15 protein-coding genes and 3 tRNA genes are annotated in these 22,029 nt (G+C 27.9%); 5 read left to right on the forward strand and 13 right to left on the reverse strand.

Annotation, left to right across the window (positions count from 1 at the left end; genetic code table 11):
* Window positions 1-1,287 precede the first annotated feature (1,287 nt).
* The 6 genes from ispF to guaA all read right to left on the reverse strand — a co-directional run bounded on the left by ispF (window position 1,288) and on the right by guaA (window position 8,221).
* Complete coding sequence (gene ispF / locus ACICP0_RS00860) at window positions 1,288-1,755, reverse strand: 2-C-methyl-D-erythritol 2,4-cyclodiphosphate synthase (protein ID WP_395480071.1); 468 nt, start codon at window positions 1,753-1,755, stop codon at window positions 1,288-1,290.
* Entirely contained in the window at window positions 1,756-2,487 is a 732-nt protein-coding gene (gene ispD, locus ACICP0_RS00865) for a 2-C-methyl-D-erythritol 4-phosphate cytidylyltransferase (RefSeq protein ID WP_395480072.1), read from the reverse strand.
* Between the two features lie 38 nt (window positions 2,488-2,525).
* On the reverse strand, window positions 2,526-2,807 hold the full coding sequence (gene ftsB, locus ACICP0_RS00870) for a cell division protein FtsB (protein ID WP_395480073.1): 282 nt from the start codon (window positions 2,805-2,807) through the stop codon (window positions 2,526-2,528).
* 628 nt (window positions 2,808-3,435) lie between these two features.
* On the reverse strand, window positions 3,436-4,032 hold the full coding sequence (lpcA, locus tag ACICP0_RS00875) for a D-sedoheptulose 7-phosphate isomerase (RefSeq protein ID WP_395480074.1): 597 nt from the start codon (window positions 4,030-4,032) through the stop codon (window positions 3,436-3,438).
* A gap of 1,717 nt (window positions 4,033-5,749) precedes the next feature.
* Window positions 5,750-5,838, reverse strand: a tRNA-Ser gene (locus ACICP0_RS00880).
* An 805-nt stretch (window positions 5,839-6,643) separates the two neighbouring features.
* A complete protein-coding gene (gene guaA, locus ACICP0_RS00885; protein ID WP_395480075.1) occupies window positions 6,644-8,221 on the reverse strand; it encodes a glutamine-hydrolyzing GMP synthase in 1,578 nt (525 codons plus the stop codon).
* 1,524 nt (window positions 8,222-9,745) lie between these two features.
* On the opposite strand from guaA, the gene ACICP0_RS00890 reads away from it, so the two are divergent.
* A tRNA-Cys gene (locus tag ACICP0_RS00890) sits at window positions 9,746-9,816 on the forward strand.
* 23 nt (window positions 9,817-9,839) lie between these two features.
* Window positions 9,840-9,922 (forward strand) — tRNA-Leu (locus ACICP0_RS00895).
* Between the two features lie 1,070 nt (window positions 9,923-10,992).
* On the opposite strand, the gene acpS is transcribed toward ACICP0_RS00895, so the two are convergent.
* From acpS to lepA, 6 genes are all read right to left on the reverse strand, one after another.
* The gene (gene acpS / locus ACICP0_RS00900; RefSeq protein WP_395480076.1) at window positions 10,993-11,373 is read right to left on the reverse strand and encodes a holo-ACP synthase; all 381 of its coding nucleotides are present in this window, start codon (window positions 11,371-11,373) and stop codon (window positions 10,993-10,995) included.
* Window positions 11,373-12,107 carry a pyridoxine 5'-phosphate synthase gene (gene pdxJ / locus ACICP0_RS00905; RefSeq protein ID WP_395480077.1) on the reverse strand — a complete coding sequence of 245 codons (735 nt, stop codon included), beginning with the start codon at window positions 12,105-12,107 and terminating at the stop codon, window positions 11,373-11,375. Before pdxJ ends, acpS begins: the two co-directional genes overlap by 1 nt.
* 787 nt (window positions 12,108-12,894) lie before the next feature.
* Entirely contained in the window at window positions 12,895-13,752 is an 858-nt protein-coding gene (era, locus tag ACICP0_RS00910) for a GTPase Era (protein ID WP_395480078.1), read from the reverse strand.
* A complete protein-coding gene (gene rnc, locus ACICP0_RS00915; protein WP_395480079.1) occupies window positions 13,742-14,428 on the reverse strand; it encodes a ribonuclease III in 687 nt (228 codons plus the stop codon). Before rnc ends, era begins: the two co-directional genes overlap by 11 nt.
* A gap of 196 nt (window positions 14,429-14,624) precedes the next feature.
* Complete coding sequence (gene lepB, locus ACICP0_RS00920) at window positions 14,625-15,614, reverse strand: signal peptidase I (RefSeq protein WP_395480080.1); 990 nt, start codon at window positions 15,612-15,614, stop codon at window positions 14,625-14,627.
* 14 nt (window positions 15,615-15,628) lie between these two features.
* Window positions 15,629-17,428, reverse strand: a complete 1,800-nt coding sequence (lepA, locus tag ACICP0_RS00925) for a translation elongation factor 4 (RefSeq protein ID WP_395480081.1) — start codon at window positions 17,426-17,428, stop codon at window positions 15,629-15,631.
* Between the two features lie 66 nt (window positions 17,429-17,494).
* On the opposite strand from lepA, the gene ACICP0_RS00930 reads away from it, so the two are divergent.
* Both ACICP0_RS00930 and ung read left to right on the forward strand, forming a co-directional pair.
* Window positions 17,495-17,665: a hypothetical protein gene (locus ACICP0_RS00930; RefSeq protein ID WP_395480082.1), complete on the forward strand. Its 171-nt coding sequence runs from the start codon at window positions 17,495-17,497 to the stop codon at window positions 17,663-17,665.
* Window positions 17,666-18,649: 984 nt separating this feature from the next.
* Window positions 18,650-19,354 carry a uracil-DNA glycosylase gene (ung, locus tag ACICP0_RS00935; RefSeq protein WP_395480083.1) on the forward strand — a complete coding sequence of 235 codons (705 nt, stop codon included), beginning with the start codon at window positions 18,650-18,652 and terminating at the stop codon, window positions 19,352-19,354.
* Window positions 19,355-19,504: 150 nt separating this feature from the next.
* Here the strand turns inward: ung and grpE are convergent, their stop codons facing one another.
* Window positions 19,505-20,098: a nucleotide exchange factor GrpE gene (grpE, locus tag ACICP0_RS00940; protein WP_395480084.1), complete on the reverse strand. Its 594-nt coding sequence runs from the start codon at window positions 20,096-20,098 to the stop codon at window positions 19,505-19,507.
* Between the two features lie 119 nt (window positions 20,099-20,217).
* Here grpE and nadK point away from each other — a divergent pair, with 119 nt between their 5' ends.
* A complete protein-coding gene (gene nadK / locus ACICP0_RS00945) occupies window positions 20,218-21,096 on the forward strand; it encodes an NAD(+) kinase (RefSeq protein ID WP_395480085.1) in 879 nt (292 codons plus the stop codon).
* Window positions 21,097-22,029 lie beyond the last annotated feature (933 nt).

Consider the following 22,029-nt stretch of genomic DNA (forward strand, 5'->3'; position numbering starts at 1 on the left):
ATTTTTAAATAAAATTCAAGTTTTTATTAATAAAGAATTAACATTGATTATTGAAGATATTACACGAATAGCATTCGATAATGTTTGTTCATTTACATTATCTTTTTCCCATATATTGAATTAACTTCTACTATCATAATTATCTAAATTTTTACTGGCATTAACTATTTTGATAAATCTGCTAAAATAGCAGGACATTAGATACGTGAATGAGTGCTTAGTTAATATCATGAATTTAGGTTGGTTAAACTTAACAATCCGTTCGTTTTATCGATAAAAATTGAATTTTACATATACGTATAAAAAATAACATAAAAATGCAGTATATTTTAAACGGATTATGTCCTAACATAAACATAGTTGATAACACTGACAATCAGACAAAGTAGTTATATTTCCGTCAAAATATGCTACAATATGTATTAGAAGATATAAATTTAATAAATTTAAAACATGCCTATTTGATTGTGATTTAGTGAAGTACTGTATAATCATATAAATTATATGAGGCAAATAATAATTATTAAATATAAAGATATACATTATGCTACTATAATGAGTCTGTGTTTATATGTATGTGTCTTATAATTAAAAAAATTAAATTCATATTTAAGTCCTTTGATATTCAAGACTACAAATATTAGGGTTTCTTACATTCCGATAATATTACTTTTAATATAAAATACTCATTGAAATCATCATGTTAAGATAAAAAATTAATTAATCAAGTAATGTCGATATTATCATTAAAACTCTATATATAATTAGTGAAGTATATTTATTATGAACATATCTAAATATATAATAATGTACAATTTTAATAGATTATTTAAATTATGTAAAACATAATCATAACTATCTAATAATTAAATAGTTCAATATAAGAGGCAATCACCACCTTTTATTTATGAACATAAAAATAGCATTTATGCTTTGCTCTTTATTAAAAATAAATAGTTATTTTATAATGTAATTTATGTTAATATCGTCATTAAATTAATTTAATATTATAAAAATTAATTTTTATATCGCCAATTTAACAAATTTTCTTGTAATAAATATTTTTTTAAAAAAAAGATAGACAGATTGTTAAATAAAAATTATTCGCTGCATTTAAACAATACATATCTATAACTTATGTTATAAGTATATTACTTATTATAATTGTGAGCCTTCTTCTCCTTTTCAAGGAAAAGGATTTGATTTAATCATTAGTAATAGTGAATGACATTTTATTTTAAAATTATGATGACTCTGTAAAGGTTAACTTTACTAGTGGCCTTAATTTTAAGTTAAAAGAACTATTGCTGTACATGCTATTCCTTCACCACGGCCTGTAAAACCTAGGTATTCAGTACTGGTAGCTTTTACATTAATTAAATCTATATTACAGCTAAGACTATTAGCAATATGTATACGCATCTGAGGAATATATAATGCCATTTTAGGAGCTTGAACAATAATAGTGACATCTAAATTACCTATATGATATCCTTGATCTTCTATTTTTTGCCAGGTTCTTGATAGCAATTTTCGACTATTTGCATTTTTATAAGTCGGATCAGTATCCGGAAATACTGTTCCAATATCGCCACAAGCTGAGGCTCCTAAAAGAGCATCAATAATTGCATGTAGAACGACGTCTCCATCAGAATAGGAGACTAATCCCTTCGAATAGGGAATGTTGACACCCCCTATAATAAGAGGGTGTTTGTCACTAAATCTATGTACATCAAAACCATGTCCAATACGCATTTATATTCTCTCTTGATGACTATTATGAGTTATTTGAGACAGATAGAATTTTGCTAGTTCTAGATCTTCTGGATAAGTTACTTTAATATTATCTGAACGACCTTGAACTATCAATGGTGTATAACCACAGTACTCCAATGCAGATGCTTCATCTGTAATAACGGCTCCTTCTGACAAAACTTTTTCTAAACAAGCGATCAAAAGTTTAAAAGAAAATAGCTGCGGGGTTAAAGCATGCCATAAATTATCACGCTCTACAGTATGATCAATTATCTGTGTACCCATACTGGAACGTTTCATAGTATCACGAACAGGAGTTGCCAATATTCCTCCAATGTCTGAACATGTAGTAATTTTTGCTAATAGTCGATAAAGATCATCTTTATGTAAACAAGGGCGTACAGCATCGTGAATTAGTATCCACGATGCTCCTTGAGCATAGCGCAATGCAGCCATTACTGAATCAGTTCGTATCTTCCCACCAATAACAACCTGAACACGTTGATTAGTAGCAACTGATAAGGTATGAAACCACTTATCATTAGGGTTAATAGCTACTATTACTTTAATGACACATGGTTGATATAAAAGGATGTCGATAGTATACTCTAAAAGAGTTTTTTCGTTTATCGTGAGATACTGTTTTGGAAAAGCAGTCTGCATACGTCGACCAATACCAGCTGCTGGTAAAATAGCAATTACATCGGGAAATTGATTGACTAATGAGGTCATATTAATAATAATGTTATATTATAAGTCATAGTGGGCTATTATTTTGACTGTCGTGGTACAAGACGATAAAATGTCTCACCTGATTTTATCATTCCTAATTCACGACGTGAGCGTTCTTCAATAGCTTCGTTTCCATTTTTTAATTCATTTATTTCATAACATAGCTGCTTGTTTCTTATTTTAAGTTTTGCGTTATTGTTTTTTTGCTTTTTGATATCATTTGAAATACGTATTAAATCATGCATATTATTTTTACCAAACCAAAGTGAATATTGCAACCAAATAAGTACTGCTAACAATAATAATGTAAGTTTACCCATCGATTGCCTCCAGAAAAATTGAAAGTTCATCATATGAATTTAAATTAGACTTAATACTATCCTATAATTTATATAGAAAAGATTGTGATGATTTAAGAATCAGAATATTTTATTTTAATTTAAATGATCTTTAAAATCGCTCTGTTAATACACAATTAGTAATACATATAAATATTATATAGATAACACAATATATATGCTTATGCTTATTCAATGGAATAAATGAATTGTTGTGCGAAGAAGAAATTAAAATTAATTTCTATAAATTATCAGATGAGTATTATATTTACAGACATATTAAAAATATATGATTCAATGAATAAATTATTCATGTACAACAGTGTATTTATACTTTATTTTTTAATTGATATAAGATACCACTGTATGCAATTAATTCTATATTTACTGTCAGTAGTAAAAATCAACTAATTGACATCAACCAATATAGTTGTTTTATATGAATAGGAATTGAGTAGTTAATTAATTAATTGCTGTACAATATTTCAACATAGTTGATTACTGCTAATATGTAATATGATACACTGAAGTAAATTTATATTCTTTATCAATTGATAATTATGCTAGTTGAATTTTGTGCATACTAATCGTATGTACCTATTTTATTACTTCATTTTATTTCTGTTGTTGTTTTTAACATTTCTTTTTCAATGATCAAAATCAGAACGTGGATTATCTTTATATGCATTTCTTGAATACGGTCAGCATAACCAAAATGAGGTATTCGGATCTCAATATCTGTTCTATCAGCTACTTTTCCACCTCCTCGACCAGTTAACACAATCGTTTTCATACCTTTGGTATGTGCAGCATCAACAGCTTCTATAATATTTAATGAATTACCAGATGTAGATAAACCCACTAAAACATCACCTTGTTGACCGATTGCTTCGATATAGCGCGAAAATACTTTTTCATAACCGAAATCGTTGCTGACACAAGAAATATGGCTAGGATCAGAAATGGAGATAGCTGGATAACTTGGACGCTTCTCTCGATAAAGACCAGTTAGTTCTTCAGCCAAATGCATTGCATCACAGTGCGAACCGCCGTTACCACAAGAAAATAATTTACCTCCTGATTTAAAAGTATAAGAAATTAACTGAGCTGCATCTTCAATTGACTGTAGATGACGTGCACTGCTAATAAATTTTTGTAGAACATTGACTGATTCACTAAATTCATTATAGATCAAATCTTTATACATAAAGGTTGTTTCTTGCACTAAAAGTAATATGAGTCATATAGTAAAAAAATTAAAAAATAATTCTATTATTTTATTCTCAGAGTCAAAACGACTTACGCACGAACAAGTATATCGTTATTAAAAGAATTTAACATAATAGGCTAGATTAAAAATGAAAAAATTATTATTTTTAACTAGTACAAATAATATACATTATTAAATCTTTAAAAGAATGTAGGTACATATACCAATATTAATATTTTAATATAAATTGTATATGAATTTTTTAAAATCTATGTAGTTAAAAACTAAGAATTGTAAAAATTTTAATTTTATTCAGTGAATATTATATTATCCACACATATACTGGATATACGATTTGTTTGATTTTTAGAACAAATAAATATAGTAGTCAATGCTATTGAGATTTTATTAATTATTTTTTATTAAATTCGACTAAAATATTACATATCATACTAAAATGTTTAAAAATGCCTTTTAAATGCATTAATTAGCGAATTTAGCTGATTGTTAATCGTTGAACATTCAGAATGTAAAGTATATTACACTGTAATTAATATTAATTTTGTTAACAATTTCATTGAATTACAATATACTATATTGGTTACTTATATATTAATAAACTTTTATTGTAAAATTTACAATGATCATTTATAAGATTATACGTGCTGTTTTAAAAAATATTAACAATATAATATTATAGTTAAAAGTCACGATAAAAGTGATCGCATCATGCTCATTCTAAATATTAATAAATAATTAAATGGATAATATAAATAATACGAAGCGTTATAGAAAAAACTGATTATAAGATTTCTTAGAAAGCATATTAGTAAACAGATTAAGTTTTCCGAATTTATAATTCATTTTCTAACATCATTATATAATAATTATAGTTATTAGTATGTGGTTTTTATGCTAAGCATACTTATTAAGTATTATGTTAATCTAACATGATTACTTAGCTTTACTAAAATACATTATTTTTTAAAAGTAACATAATATTAGTGAATTACATATAGAATTTATAACTTATTGATCTTTGTAAGGTTGAATATTGCTTAATCTTCTTCTATATTATTTGCAATTAACTTATACAAAAATATTATTTTTTAAATATCTAGCACGTCTAGCCATTACTAAAACTAAAATAGTATTTATCTTTTTAGTATATATTACTAATATATTTTTTTCTAAATTGTTAGATACATTATTTGTATTTCTATATTAATAAAATTTTTTAATCTGGATATATGTATAAATTATTTATCAAATAAATTTAACATGATAACATCGTGTCTAAGATATCTTTTAGATACAATATTGATTGTATTGTGAGTTTCAATGAAACGTTTGTTTATGATAGATATCATTTGATTAATATTGCTATGATTTTTTTGAAAATAAACATTACTCTATAAGAGATGATTAAAATTGATAATTATACAATTATATTTTATAAATTGATATGTCTTATTTTAACTCGTTTTTAAAAAAATAAAATTAAATTAATACATATATTATGATGCGAGAAAATATCAAAAATATTAAACAGTACTCTTGTGTGTTTATATATTTTTTCGCCAGCATGTACATAATAAATTATTGCTTTATACAAGAAAACTGATATAGTTTATAGTAATTGTTTATTTTTTAGTAACAAATTAAAAAATTATTATTAATATGTGCTTAATATAAATTAATTTCACTTAATTAGCGAAGAGACAGGGATTTGAACCCTGGAAGGAATGATTGTTCCTTAACGGTTTTCGAGACCGTCCCGTTTAACCTCTCCGGCATCTCTTCTAATTTTTATTATCGCCTATCTATCATTTAGAGGCTTGAATGACAATTTATTAATGAATCAATTGACTTACTTACCTGAGTAAATTAATTTAATACACTAATCAACCAATATTATGCTATTATTAATTTTGGTATCATTATTTTAGCATGAATACTGACGATTAATTGTAAATAATTAAGATGCATGTAACGCATACAGAACAATCCTCTCATTTAATAAATTACAGACTGAATTACATAAATAACTTCTTTTAAACTTAAATATATTTAATTTCATAGATATCAATAGCTTATTGAACAATGAATAAATTTACTGTAATTTTTGTTAGGTTATAATGTAATTTTCTTATTAGAATCATAATAATATGTCTTTTTAAGATATGCAGCCATCGTAAACTGTAATGCTTATTAATTTTTGTGAGAATCATTGTTGAATATTCATAAAACATATGTAGTGGATCAATAGATAAATAATAGGTGATTTAAATCACACATAAAATATGTTAGCTTCTAATAGATTGAAATGACCATTCAGTTAGTTATGCATTTCCTATAAACCACTAATTTCTTAATTGTGACAGTTTCTTTTTTAAAAAAAAGATATAAAATCTTGATGTGAATGTTTGTTATGTTTTAAAAACATTATATCATAACATGATTTCGTGTTTTAAGTAGTTCATTGATTATATTTCAATATTAAATAGTATTATTTAATATAATATGATAAAAAATCAAAAATTTAATATAATTAGTTCCATTATAATAAAATTTCAAATAGATTAAATAAGTTATCAATTCTTATTTATTATTCCCACTCTATTGTAGCAGGAGGTTTACCGGAAATATCATATACTACGCGTGAAATACCATTTATTTCATTGATTATACGATTAGATACTCGACTCAAAAATTCATATGGTAATGGTGCCCAATGAGCTGTCATAAAATCAACTGTTTTTACAGCACGTAGAGATAACACCCATTCGTATGTACGACAATCTCCCATAACACCAACAGAACGTATTGGAAGAAATACAACGAAAGCTTGACTAACTTTATTATAAAGATCAGCCTTATGAAGCTCATCAATAAAAATGCTATCAGCTCGACGCAGTAAATCACAATAAGTTTTTTTTATTTCACCTAATATACGGATTGCTAGTCCTGGTCCTGGAAATGGGTGACGGTACAATACATCATAAGGTAAGCCTAGCTCTAGGCCTAGTTTTTGCACTTCATCCTTGAATAAGGTTTTCAGAGGTTCAATTAATTTCATTGTCATTTCGTTTGGAAGACCACCAACATTATGGTGTGATTTGATAATTACTTTTTTATTCGTAACAGAACATGAAGATTCAATGACATCAGAATAAATAGTACCTTGCGCTAACCATTTAATTTCAGAAAGATTCACAGCTTGTTCATTAAATATTTCTATAAAAATTCTACCAATCGTTTTTCGTTTAATTTCCGGATCTTCAATTCCAACTAATGCAGAAAGAAAACGATTTTCAGCCGACACATAGATAATTTTAAAACCATAACGATTACCAAACCTTTCCATTACTTGCTGAGCTTCATTAAGACGTAGCAGTCCATTATCAATAAAAATACAAGTCAAACGATCATGAATGGCACGATGAAGAAGCATCGCAGTAACTAATGAATCTACACCACCAGACAGTCCTAAAATAACATGATCATTACCAACCTGTTTACAAATATTCGTAATAATGTCTTCGACAATTGAAGCTGGTATCCATAGATGTTCACATTGGCAAATATCAATGACGAATCGTTGTAACATACGCTGGCCTTGACGAGTATGAGTTACTTCCGGATGAAATTGAACTCCATAAAATTTTTTTTCTTCATTAGCTATGATTGCAAATGGACATGATTCAGTCTTAGCAATAGCTATGAAACCTATAGGAAGTGAAGTGATTTTATCATCATGACTCATCCATACGTCAAGTAAAGCTGTACCATGAGTGTTAATACTATCTTGCAGATCTTGCACTAAGATGTTATTTGTTAGTACTTCTACTTGTGCGTAACCGAATTCTCGATAATACGAATTTTGTACTTTTCCCCCGAGTTGCATTACCATAGTTTGCATTCCATAACAAATACCGAGTACTGGCACGCCTATTTGAAATACGTCTTTTGGTGCACGAGGACTATTTTGTTGTGTAGTACTTTCTGGTCCACCTGACAGAATAATTCCATTGGGATTAAATTCATGAATTTTTACTCCAGTTATGCTCCATGTGCATACTTCACAATAGACACCTATTTCGCGAATTCTTCGGGCTATTAAGTGAGAATATTGAGAACCAAAATCCAAAATTAAGATACGATATTTATGAATATTTTTCGTCATTGAGATCATATATTTTAACCATTATAAATATGGTATAGTACGCGTTATTATAATCATTAGAAATGAAATTTATTTATTTTTGTATAGTTTAATAGCATAAAACTAACTTAAGTAAATATATTGAAGATAATTGAATAATTATCTAATCATAAAATATGATGCCTAGATAAGAATTGAATATTCTTAAAATAAGGTTTTTAATATAACATATTAATTAATATTTATCGATTAATCTTTGTCTAGATCTGGAAAAATTATAATTGAATAAAATTGTTATAAACTGCATACAATTATATGTTTTATCAAATAGTTATACTAATAATTGTTTATGTATTATATAAATAATGTCAACGCTGGTATAAATATAGATATTCTAAATTAACTATAATATTACATTGATATTAATATTAGTATTCAGATGAGAATATATAAAAATGCACTTTTTATTAGATAAATTATATAATTAGCAACATTACTTAGATATTTCTTGAATTTAATTCATTAATCTTTCTAATTTAGTATAATTTATTACTTAATAAACATTTTTATAGTTTATTATTAAATGTATTAACATCTATTACAGTAAAGTTTAATAATAACTGAAATTGATGATTTAAGTACTTTGATCACATCTGGTTTATGAGTATAATACAATAGATTTTTAGAAAAATATTCTATTACTTTTGATTATTTCTGTTAGCTGGTTTACTAAGATAATATAAAAAATTTATAAATTAAAAAATAATCTACCAATTAATATTATAAAAACTTATAAAATGAAATATTGGTAATTGGTAGTGTAAAACGATTTATTTATGTCATATTAACCTATGACATAAATTATTAAGAAAAGAGTGCTATTTCTAGAATAGAAATGTTCCTTAATCTCTTAGGGAATAAGAAATTATAGATAGTTAATATATTGATATATATCTTACTATATTTTCAGATAATTTATAAAAAATAGCGAGTATGCATAAAATCTTAATTATCAAGTTAAATGATAACACAAGTTTTTTAAACTACATATATTGGTATGTATGCTGTACTTAAAATATTTTTTTACATATTATACGAAATATAATATGGATTATATGGTAATAAAATTAATTATTGAATGAAAAGCTATTTTCATATATTTAAAACAAATATTAACGTACTGTACTAAATTTAGATACATGATTCATTTTTTAAGGTATGTATAATAATACACTGGTATCCATACAATAAACTGATAGTTCTAGAGTAAAATGTTATGAATTTTATTAGTAAATATTAGTTCAACTTATCATCAACACATTAAATAATTTTGTATTCAATAGAATCAATCTATTTTTTTTGAATATTATTAAAAATAGCCATCGGTATAGCTTATAATGATATTTTGAGGAGATATATTTATTATATTTCTCGCTTTTTTAAATAAAATTTGCTATCCTTATAATGATTCATAATCAGTTAATTTACGTAAATAATAAAATACTATTTGTACAGCAATAATTTAATGAAAAAGCAATAAAATCAGGCGCGTTGGCAGAGTGGTGATGTAACGGACTGCAAATCCGTCTATCCCGGTTCAATTCCGGGACGCGTCTCTCTCTTGTTATTTATTTCCAATGCCCGGGTGGTGAAATTGGTAGACACAAGGGACTTAAAATCCCTCGGCTTTATGCTATATGAGTTCAAATCTCATCCCGGGTAAAATTAATATTTATATCAAAAAGGGCCACATATACTTGATCTTAATCTTATTTAATTTTATTTATTAATTTTTAGTGTGTTTAAATATGATTACTTCATCCAAAGTAATGTACTTATTTTATATAAAATCGTATTATCTTATTATCTTATAAATAATTATTAAATGACTATATTTAGTTTTTAGTTAAAAATATTTAAGTTTATTAACATCTTATTTTATAAACAGTAAAATAAGTTAATTTCATAGACTATTATCATAACTATACAGTAAAAACTGAGTTTTTTTTAAAAAGATAAATATCTTCATATACTTTTAATATATTTTATAACTTTTATAGAAATATTATTTCGTATAGGTTCAAGTTAGCATCTACTTTTTTGATAAACGTACTGAACATAGATTCATGTGACTCTACTAAGATAACTTAGGATAACTTAGATAAATGAATATAACTATCAAAAATAATTGAAAAAAGTAAGTTTACTGTTTTTCGAATTAGTTTATCATCAGAAGAAATTATGGCAGAAATAGATAGTTAATCTAATAATCTAATTGCAATTAGAGTCTCATTATGTTTTTTTGAGACGATTAATGAATTAACATATTTTCTAATTTATCTATATGATTTCTTTAATAAAGAATGGATACTGTCTTTATTTTTAAATAAAACAAATTAATACTGCTTTTAACATAATTTGCTTAATATGTTAAATCAGTGTTATGTTAAATAAGTATGAAGAGAACATTATTGAATTCAAGTATAAAATACACCTAATTTAATATCATTAAAAATATTTAACTTAAAATTTAAAATAAGCAGTGTCATTTAAAAAATGTACAACAAATATTAAAATTATTAAAATTAAATACACGAATTTTGCTAATGTTGGATATTTACAACTCATTTTAATTCACTTCAAATACATTATAAACATTATTTAACTAATCAAAATATCAATAAAAAATTGGATATTGTAAGTTAATTTATATCATTGATTCATGTAAATGAAAATTTATCACATAATAATATTATGCTATTTTTTTGATCAAAGATCAATTACATGCATTATTATCGTTCAAATATTACAGTTGCAAAAGCGTAGGCTCGTTCGTCAGTTAGCGTAATATGCATTGTATTGATACCTAACTTTTTAGCTAATTTTTCTGCTTGGCCAGATAATCGGAGTACAGGTTTTCCTTGAGCATCATTAATAACTTCAAAGTGTGAAAAAGATAACCCATTACATATACCAGTACCGAATGCCTTGGAAGCTGCTTCTTTTACTGCAAAACGTTTTGCAACAAAGCGCTCTGGCCGATTATTTTTTTGATATAACATTAATTCAATGGGACTAAAAATGCGTTTTACAAAACGATTACCTATTCTAAATAGGATTAATTCAATACGTTTTATTTCAACAATATCCGTACCAATGCCAATAATTGTCATCAATCACAATTTCCTTTAATAAGGTACTTCATCTCTCGAACTGCATTCGCTAAACCACTGATAACAGAACGACTAATGATTGCATGGCCAATATTTACTCTTTGGATGTATGCTAATGAAGCAATTGACTTAATATTATGATAATTCAGACCATGTCCAGCATGAACATTTAAACCTAACATATTAGCATGATTCACACTTTTTGTGATACGAACCAATTCAGCATGTCTGCTGACCTGATTTAATGTGTCAGCATAGGCACCGGTATGAATTTCAATACAGGTAACTCCTATATCTGCTGCTGCTGTAATTTGATGGTCATCTGCATCAATAAATAATGTAACTTGTATGCCAGCGTCGTGTAAACGAGATATTGCTCGATGCAACTTATCCTTTTTATTAATCACATCCAATCCGCCTTCTGTTGTCAGTTCTTGACGTTTTTCTGGCACTAAACAACAATAATGTGGTATTAACTTACAAGCGATAGAAAGCATTTCTTCTGTCACTGCCATTTCTAAATTCATTTCGGTTTGAATAGTTTGTCGAAGTAACAGAATATCACGATCAGTAATATGACGACGATCTTCACGTAAATGCACAGTGATGCTATCTGCTCCTGCTTGTTCCGCAATAAAAGCTGCTTGTACAGGATCGGGCCACATAGTACCACGTGCATTACGTATGGTAGCAATATGGTCAATGTTCACACCTAACAACAATTCATTAGACATACATGTCCACCTGTTTAGTTCTTGATGTATATATAACAGTATATACTATTTTTTGATTATAGCTTAGCTTATTAAGCTCAATTTTTTTTAATTAGTAATACAATATAATTTAAGTATTTTATTATTAATAGTGTATAGAATAATGCTAAAAATGTTTTAAATATTTTATCTAAATTTTAAAAAAATATTTATTTCTTTCTTAAGAAGTACAAAATTATAACAATAACTTAACAAATTTTAGTTATAACATTTAAATAAATATTTAGATATCGATATCTATCATAAAAACTTACATATATTCAAAACCACGGCCAGTGGCCATTTTAATTTTAAAGAATAGAGCTTCAATCATCATGTACTCTAACTTGTGTTAGATTATAATTAATAAAATTGATCTAATATCTGCAAATATATGTCCAATATATAAAAATATTAATTAAGTTTAAAAATATATTCGATAAAAATAAATAAGGTAAAAATGGATCATTTTAAAATATAGAAGTGCACTAATACAAACATCAATAATCAATGTTAATTGATCAGTATTTGTATTTTATTTTCCTATCATATTTAAGAAAATATCATTTTCATTAAACTAGATATAATAGAATTAGTTATATTTTTTACACAGTATACGATATTTAGAAGATTTTGATTTAAAATCTGGATATAAATTAATTTTAATATACGTGCATTCCATTATAAAATAAAAGTGTGTCGCTTATTATTTTCATTAATATTTTTTGAAATTGTTAGTATAAGTATCCAATGTCCATCCATTATTAGCTTAATTTGATTTTACTTTTACCCATAATTTCAGATTTACTCGTTTCTTAAATGCCATTTCCATATCCTGTCGAGAAGCGATGCCTATTATTTTTAATTTATTTCCTTTTTTTCCTATTACTATTTTTTTTTGACTATTTCGTTCTACTAAAATTAATCCTTGAATATTACAATGATTTTGATCATCAATCATAAAAAATTTAATGTTTACCATAATTGAATATGGTAATTCATCTCCCAAAAAACGCATTAATTTTTCTCGAACGATTTCTGAGGCTATAAAATGTTGTGAACAATTGGTAATATAATTTTTTGGAAAATGGTGTGTCGAAATAGGCAACACTTTACGTACAATATCAGCTACAATATCTACATTGGTGCCTTTTTCAGCACAGATAGGTACAATGTCTTGGAACTGTATCTTCTGTGTGAGCAAGCGAATATGTGGGAGCAATTTTCTTTTGTTAGTAATAGTATCAATTTTGTTAATTGTCAATACAATCGGACATGTTAATTTATATAGTTTCTTTATCATTATTTCATCGGCCAAAAACCATTTAATTCCTTCTACTACAAAAATTATTAAGTTTGCACTATCCATACAATGACTAATAATAGAATTTTCCAGAATATTCTTTGCCTTTTTTTCTGTATATTGAAATCCAGGTGTATCTATATAAATCGCTTGATGAGATCCTTCAGTATGAATTCCCATAATACATTCTCGAGTAGTCTGACCCTTACTTGAAGTAATGGAGATTTTTTGTTGTAATAAGCAATTTAAAAGAGTAGATTTACCAACATTTGGTCGACCTATAATTGTTATAAATCCACAATATTGTTGTATTTCAACATTCATTTAATTTTAATAATGTCAGTGCTTGTTGTGCTGCTGCTTGTTCTGCGTTTCGACGATTTGAACCATTACCGACAATTGGATGGATTAATCCACTCACTTGGCAGTGTATTATAAATTCTTTCTTGTGTTCTTCGCCGTGTACTTGTATTACCACATAAGTAGGTAAAGGATAACGGCATCCTTGTAGATATTCCTGTAACCGAGTTTTCGGATCTTTTTGTTTTTCGCCAGGCCTAATTTCGTTGAGGCGTGTATGGTACCAATTGATAATTAAAGTTTCTATGACTTGAATATTACTATCTAATAATATACTACCGATCAAAGCTTCCATTGCATCAGCTAAAATTGATTCTCGATGATATCCACCACTTTTTAACTCTCCGGGACCTAATCGTAAATAATCTCCTAATTTAAAATTTATTGCCATTTCTGCAAGAGTTTTACCTCGAACCAACGTAGCACGCATTCTGCTCATATCGCCTTCATTAATTTGGGGAAACTGTTGATAAAGTGCGCGAGAAATGACATAATTCAATATTGCATCGCCTAAAAATTCAAGCCGTTCATTATGCTTACTTCTACTACTACGATGTGTCAATGCCTGTAATAAAAGTTCGTGCTTCTTAAAAATGTAGCCTAATTTATTTTGTAAACTATTAACCATAATAGGATTCATGCGCTGTCAAATAATCCAGTAATTTGTACACAACACCACTATAAATTTAGAGATCACAGACTCATTGAGGATAGTATATATTTCATCAAAAATATAATTTTACTACTTATACTAATCTAGTACTACACATACTAAATGCTGTATACTAAATGCTGTATGTTTCAACACAGTAAATAAAAATTTTTTGACTAATAAACTAATGAATACCACCAATACGATGTAACCGCATACCAATAGGCCACTGACCTTCTTTTTTATCAAAACTCATCCAAATCGCTGTCGCCTGGCCTACAAGGTTAGTTTCTGGTACAAAACCCCAATAACGACTATCATCACTATTATCACGGTTATCACCCATCATAAAGTATTCTCCTTTTGGTACGATCCATTCCGACAATAATATTCCTGGTTGATTAAAGTAAAGATCCAATCGATCGTGGTGATTTGGTGAAATTAAAATACTATGTTGTTCTTTATCCAAAGATTCTATACGTTGTATTATTTGGGTGCTGTTATGCTTTGCTTGATAATGTAAAGGTTGTATTACAGAATAATAATGAATCTCTTTTGTTTTTGTCGATTCGAAGATATTTATAGCGTCTTTTGGAGTAATATCAAAATAAGTAATAGGTAGTTCCATAGGACAATATTGCTGGTTATTAAAATTTGGTTGAATGGTTATCCGTTTATTCACAAAATCATAACGTATTCGGTCGTTTGGAAGACCTACTACTCGTTTAATATAGTTTAAATTTGGATTAGGAGGATATCTAAATACTACTACATCACCACGTTTTGGATGTCCGGTTTCAATTAATGTTGTTTGAGTAATTGGGTTTTTAATACCATAAACAAATTTCTTTACTAAAATAAAGTCGCCAACTAATAACGTCGGCATCATAGATCCAGAAGGAATTTGAAATGGTTCAAAAATAAATGAACGTACAATAAATACGAGTAATAATATAGGAAAAATAGAATTAAAGGATTCAAACCATTTTGGATAACTATTAGATTGTATAAAAATATCAGTTCCAGTATTTATTTTTTTATTTTCTACTTGATAATTATGTTTCATAAAATAACGGTGGTAGTAAATACGCATTAACTTAATACGCTTCACACACCAGCACAATCCAGTAATAAGCGTAGCAATTGCCAGAATTAGAGAGAATATATGAGCCATAGAAATTCCTTAAACTAATCTTTAGTATTATTAATCTGCAGCATTTTCAAAAATGCTTCTTGGGAAAGTTCAATATTTCCTATTTTTTTCATGTATTTTTTACCCTCTTTCTGTTTTTTAAGCAATTTTTTCTTACGACTAATATCGCCACCATGACATTTGGCCAACACATTTTTACGAAGTTGTTTTACGCTGGATCGGGCAATAATATGATTATTGATAGCTGCTTGAATAGAAATGTCGAACTGTTGACGTGGAATTAATTTTTGAAGTTTATCAATAAAAAAACGACCACGATAATTTGCATTATCTCGATGAATAATTAATGAAAAAAGATCTATTTGTTCTTTGTTGACTAGAATGTCCAGTCGTACCATATCAGAACGACGAAAGCACTTAAAGTGATATTCAAGAGATGCATAACCGTGTGAAATAGACTTTAGTTTATCAAAAAAATTTATCACTACTTCAGCCATAGGGATCTCGTAAGTTAATGCTACATGATGGCTGTGATACACTATTCCAATCTGTATTCCACGATTTTTAATGCACAATGCAATGACATTTCCTAAATACACTTGTGGCAGTAACATATGACATTCAGCAATGGGTTCACGAATTTCACTGATTCGATTCAAAATAGGTAATTTAGATGGGTTGTTCACATATATTATTCTATTATCGATCATTAAAATTTCATAGACAACTGTTGGCGAAGTAATGATCAAATTAAGATCATATTCGCGTTTGAGTCTTTCCTGAACAATTTCCATATGTAATAGACCTAAAAAACCACAACGAAATCCGCCACCTAATGTGGTAGAACTTTCAGCTTCATAAAATAAAGCAGAATCATTTAAACTAAGTTTACCAAGTGCATCACGAAAAGTTTCATAATCCTCTGAATTTATTGGGATTAAGCAGGCATACACTTGTGATGTAGCCTTCTTAAATCCAGGTAATTCTTTTGCAGCTGGATATCGTGCATGCGTCAAAGTATCACCTACTAATGTACCATAAATATTTTTAATAGCACACACTAACCAACCAACTTCACCGCACTTTAAAATATCACGATTGATACGTTTTGGTGTGAATATTCCCATCTGTTCTACATGATAAATATGTTTAGTACGCATCACCTGCACTTTGTCACCTTTATGTAATGTACCATTTTTAATGCATATCAGAGATACTACGCCTAAATACTTATCAAACCAAGAATCTATAATCAGTGCTTGTAACGGCGCGTTGGGATTACCCTGAGGTGGAGGAATATCTTTCACTATACGCTCTAGAAGAGTGCGGATTCCATTTCCAGTTTTAGCTGAACAACGTACTGCATCAACAACATTCATACCAAGAATATTTGCTATTTCCTGGGATACACGATCTGGATTGGAAAAAGGTAAGTCAATTTTATTGAGAACTGGCACTATTTTTAAGTTCATTTCTATAGCAGTATAATAATGAGATACAGTTTGAGCTTCTACTCCTTGTTTAGCATCTATAAGTAGTAATGCTCCTTCACTCGCTGCAAGAGAACGTGATACTTCATAAAAAAAATCAATGTGTCCAGGAGTATCAATGAAGTTTAGTTGATAAATGTGATTGTCAAGCGCTTTGTAGTTCAACGTAACGCTTTGTGACTTGATAGTAATACCACGTTCACGCTCGAGATCCATTGAATCTAAAACTTGTACTTCCATTTCTCGTTCACTTAATCCACCACAGATCTGAATCAATCGATCAGATAATGTCGATTTACCATGATCAATATGGGCAATGATGGAGAAATTACGTATTGTATTCATTTAAATAATACTTGATGTTAGACATATCTTATATATTATACCAGTACAGGTTTTGAAAAAGTAGCTTTGACAAGAAAAGTTGATAAAATCTGTGCATTGTCTTGCTGGCTTAGTTTAGAATGTCAACACAAGAAAATAAGTTATAAAAATAATTTAACATTTATTGTCATTGTGTCGATTGTTCATGTGAACCGTATTAAAAATGAATTACTAATGCTATCTAAAATTTCTATTTGAACAATCATATATATCAAAAGATGTACTTTAATAAACTTCAAAAATATGGCATAATATAGGATATTCATAAAGAAAACTACAATATAATTGTAAATGGAAAAAAATAATTTTTGTTGACTTTAATTAAATATTAATTCATGTTGACATACTTTGTCACAAAAAATACTGATATAAATACCATTGCAACCAAATTTCATTAGAAGATAAATAAGAAAATAAATATGCTAATGAAAAATGTCTATGAGCAGTATCAGTAACGAAAAAAATGAATAAAAAATCTGATTGACATCATATTTAATTTAAAACAATAAAAAAATTTGTGCCACTTAAGTAAGTAATATTATTGAATAATGGATTAAACTCTATTAATTAAAATACACTACATAAAGATTATATTATATGGTGTTTTTTTATTATAATTGATTCGTTCATCAGCGTTAACATAAGGTTGTTTATTTTGTATGTTCATACTCGACTAAAATATTATGTATGACAACAATAAGTAGATAAGAAAGAATCTGTAATATTATCTAATTATATTTAAAACATACTTATCATATATACAAATAGGGAAGATAATATGATTTTATATCTTAAGAATAAAATGTATAATAAATGTATTTTTTAATAATCGAAAATTTATGGTTGGAAAGTGGATATGTGAATTTATTTTTTGAAATTATATAATACTAAAATTAAGCGTGCTGGATAAAACGATTTGATACCTTACATTTTAAAAATGTCCTGTAAAGTAATAGCTAATCAATAATTATAGCTAATAAAAACTAATGTAATAAATTATGTTGCGTTTTGATAAGACTTGACTTACCAAAAATCAATCATAAAATCAATCATAATATACCGAGTTTGTAGTGAATCTTCAATAATATTGTTGAGTTTTATTTATATATCTAAAGGATATATATATGTAATTTAACAATGTTAATTGTAATTTGTATTTTCTACTATTTTTTAAAATATTTCATGATACAACAAATAATTACTTGGCAGTCTACTCTTGCTCAGGAAAAAGTACAACCTTACTTTCGTAATATTCTTACTTTGGTGGCCAAAGAGCGTGCTTCCTGTATTTCTATATATCCAGAAAAAAAAGATGTATTTAATGCTTTTAGATTTACTGAATTAAGTGCAGTAAAAGTGGTCATACTAGGTCAAGATCCTTATCATGGTTACAATCAAGCTCATGGTCTATCTTTTTCTGTTAAGCCAAATATTCCTATTCCTCCTTCGCTAGTCAATATTTACACAGAACTATCAAACGATATCGAAAATTTCATAATACCAGAACATGGCTATTTGAAAAGCTGGGCGGAACAAGGCGTAATGCTACTTAATTGTATACTAACAGTAAAGGAAGGGCAAGCTCATTCTCATGCCCATTTAGGCTGGGAAAAATTTACTGATAAGGTTTTGCAAATTATTAATACTTATCGTACAGGAGTAGTATTTTTATTGTGGGGGGCTCAAGCCCAGAAAAAGAAAATTATTATCGATCAAAAACGTCATTACATATTACAAGCTCCTCATCCTTCCCCGCTGTCTGTCCACCATGGCTTCTTCGGTTGCCATCATTTTTCAAAAGCTAATACATTGTTGGAGAAACAAGGGAAAAAACCTATCGACTGGACAGCATTAACGTTGCCTATAAACGTGATAAAAAATGAATAAGTTGAAACTTTTAGATAAAAAATTAAATAGATATGATGTTTTAAGATCATGATCTTTATATTTTTAAGTATAGGAAGGAAACATCAAAAGATAGGATATGTAAATATTAAAACTCCTGCACACTGCCTTTAGCAGTGTACGTAGACAATATCAAAAAATTTTTTCTTTTGATACCGTAACCATTGCAGGACGAATCAAACGGCCATTAAGGATATAGCCTTTTTGCATAATCATTATTACCTGATTTGGAATATGTTCTTCTGAGTCTAACATAGTTACTGCTTGATGAATTTCTGGATTGAATGGCACCTGGGCATTTTCTATTATATCGACACCAAATTTCCTCACAACATCCATCAAAGATTTCAATGTCAGCTCAATTCCTTCAATCGTAGAACTTAATTGACTATTAGTCTTGTCGGACATTTCTAGAGCACGTTCAAGATTATCAATCACTGGCAATAATTCTCCTATAAAATGTTCTAAAGCAAATTTGTGTGCTTTTTTAACATCTTGCTCAATACGGCGACGTGTGTTTTCTAATTCTGCTTGGGTACGTAGAAAATTTTCTCGCTCACGTTGCTGAGCTTCATTTATAGCAATTTTAAGTTCATAAATTTCCTGATCTTTAGGATCTAGAATTTTTTCCCCTTCAGATTTCGTTGTTTTCTCTTCTTCTTGTTTTATTTCAGTATGTTGTAAATTTTGCTCATCAGGGTTATTCTGTTCATTACTCATTGTCATAAGTTTTCTCCACAGTGTGACTTTATTTTTGTTAGTTCGGTTATTATGGGGATGAATAACGTATATTCAAGAGATGAAGCATAATGAGATTGACAAAAAAACGCTAGAGATACAGTCAAATGACTACTGGCTTTCACACTATTGGTATAGTTGGACATCCGCGACATCAACATGCTCTTACTACGCATGAAAAACTTTACCATTGGTTGAAAAACAAAGGATATAATGTAATTATAGAACGTCAAGTTGCTGGAAATTTGGCATTGGCACAAGGAGCGATTGGTAATTTAACTGATATTGGACAACAAGCAGATCTTGCTATCGTGGTTGGTGGAGATGGCAATATGTTAGGCGCAGCACGAGTTCTAGCACAATATGATATTAAAATCATTGGTATTAATCGTGGAAATCTTGGATTTTTGACCGACCTTGATCCTAGTTCTGCATTTGCACAATTATCTGATGTATTGGCTGGCCATTATTTTAGTGAGAAAAGATTTTTGCTAGAAGTGCAAATTATTCGTAAAAATATATGTACTCGACTAAGTAATGCGATTAATGAAATAGTGCTGCATTCAGGACATGTTGCTCGTATGATTGAATTTGAAGTTTATATTGATGATAAATTTGCATTCTTTCAACGTTCTGATGGTTTGATTATTGCGACACCAACCGGTTCTACAGCGTATTCCTTATCCGCTGGAGGTCCAATCCTTACTCCATTAGTCGATGCTATAGCGCTAGTACCAATGTTCCCACATACTCTATCTTCACGTCCATTGGTCATTAACAATAGAAGTACGATACGGCTTAAATTTTTTCAACAAACATCAAATTTGGAAATTAACTGTGATAATCAAATCACACTAGCATTTCAAAATGAAGAAGAAATTTTTATTCGTTGTAGCGACTACTATTTAGATTTAATTCATCCAAATGATTATAATTATTTCAATACACTAGGCAAAAAGTTAGGTTGGTCCAAAAGATTATTTTAAATTTTATCCATTATGTATAATGTTATATCAACTATGTATAATGTTATATCAACATTGATTTTCATTTATGTTATAATTATCCATATGTGTATCTTTCATACACTAGAAAATAGTAGAATATTATTTATATTCGTGATTAAAAGATCCTATTAGTACACATTATACAATGTAACTATATTTTTTTTATGCTATGATGTTAACGTCTATGTTGCTAAAAATACCATAATAAATCATAGGCATCCCATTTCAATAAAATTATTTAATAAAAAGATATAGCAAATGATCATTACAATAATCAGGTCAGATGTTAAACAGATAATGTCTTCATGTCAATTAAAACATATATGAAAAAGTTTGAAAATCAGTTCATTGTGTAATGCATATAAAAAGTTAAAGTTATTAATTAATAAAATTGAATTTTTTTAGAATGCTCATATCATTAATTATTCAATACAATAATAAGATACAACAATCCAGTGCATCCATACTGATGGTATAATGCATTGTTGATAATGATCATATTAGACAGATTACTAATCTATAGTATGTAAAAAATAAAATACATTTTATCAAATTTTTCGTAAGAAATTAATCTATTAATTCTTTGACTTAAAAAGATAATCACACGTCTGTAGTAGCAACATGTATAGTTTTCCTGTCCTTTAAACTGCCTATTTAGGTATACATGCATAACATTTTAACATCTCTGATTAATTGTAAATAATTGTCTATATAGTGAATATATGGACATTATTCACTTTTTTTGACATTTCTAGAAACAAAATATACTATATTCTTCGTATTATATACAATTTGGTTACAATATCCATCAATCTAATTTAATTGAGCTTTTCAGTCAATTATCAATCGCAATTGATATCAGAAAATATGTATCTGTCATAAATATCTTAATAAATTAAGAAGCTCCATATC

The sequence above is a fragment of the Candidatus Curculioniphilus buchneri endosymbiont of Curculio glandium genome, from assembly GCF_964275155.1.
Lineage (GTDB): Bacteria > Pseudomonadota > Gammaproteobacteria > Enterobacterales > Enterobacteriaceae > Curculioniphilus > Curculioniphilus buchneri.

Bases quoted from the DNA above. Each gene is read 5' to 3' on its own strand.
- era (WP_395480078.1), bottom strand. From the start codon at position 13,752: ATGAATGTTGAAATACAACAATATTGTGGATTTATAACAATTATAGGT.
- ispD (WP_395480072.1), bottom strand. From the start codon at position 2,487: ATGACCTCATTAGTCAATCAATTTCCCGATGTAATTGCTATTTTACCA.
- grpE (WP_395480084.1), bottom strand. From the start codon at position 20,098: ATGACAATGAGTAATGAACAGAATAACCCTGATGAGCAAAATTTACAA.
- nadK (WP_395480085.1), top strand. From the start codon at position 20,218: ATGACTACTGGCTTTCACACTATTGGTATAGTTGGACATCCGCGACAT.
- lepB (WP_395480080.1), bottom strand. From the start codon at position 15,614: ATGGCTCATATATTCTCTCTAATTCTGGCAATTGCTACGCTTATTACT.
- ung (WP_395480083.1), top strand. From the start codon at position 18,650: ATGATACAACAAATAATTACTTGGCAGTCTACTCTTGCTCAGGAAAAA.
- pdxJ (WP_395480077.1), bottom strand. From the start codon at position 12,107: ATGTCTAATGAATTGTTGTTAGGTGTGAACATTGACCATATTGCTACC.
- rnc (WP_395480079.1), bottom strand. From the start codon at position 14,428: ATGAATCCTATTATGGTTAATAGTTTACAAAATAAATTAGGCTACATT.
- ftsB (WP_395480073.1), bottom strand. From the start codon at position 2,807: ATGGGTAAACTTACATTATTATTGTTAGCAGTACTTATTTGGTTGCAA.
- ispF (WP_395480071.1), bottom strand. From the start codon at position 1,755: ATGCGTATTGGACATGGTTTTGATGTACATAGATTTAGTGACAAACAC.
- lpcA (WP_395480074.1), bottom strand. From the start codon at position 4,032: ATGTATAAAGATTTGATCTATAATGAATTTAGTGAATCAGTCAATGTT.
- lepA (WP_395480081.1), bottom strand. From the start codon at position 17,428: ATGAATACAATACGTAATTTCTCCATCATTGCCCATATTGATCATGGT.
- guaA (WP_395480075.1), bottom strand. From the start codon at position 8,221: ATGACGAAAAATATTCATAAATATCGTATCTTAATTTTGGATTTTGGT.
- acpS (WP_395480076.1), bottom strand. From the start codon at position 11,373: ATGACAATTATTGGCATTGGTACGGATATTGTTGAAATAAAACGTATT.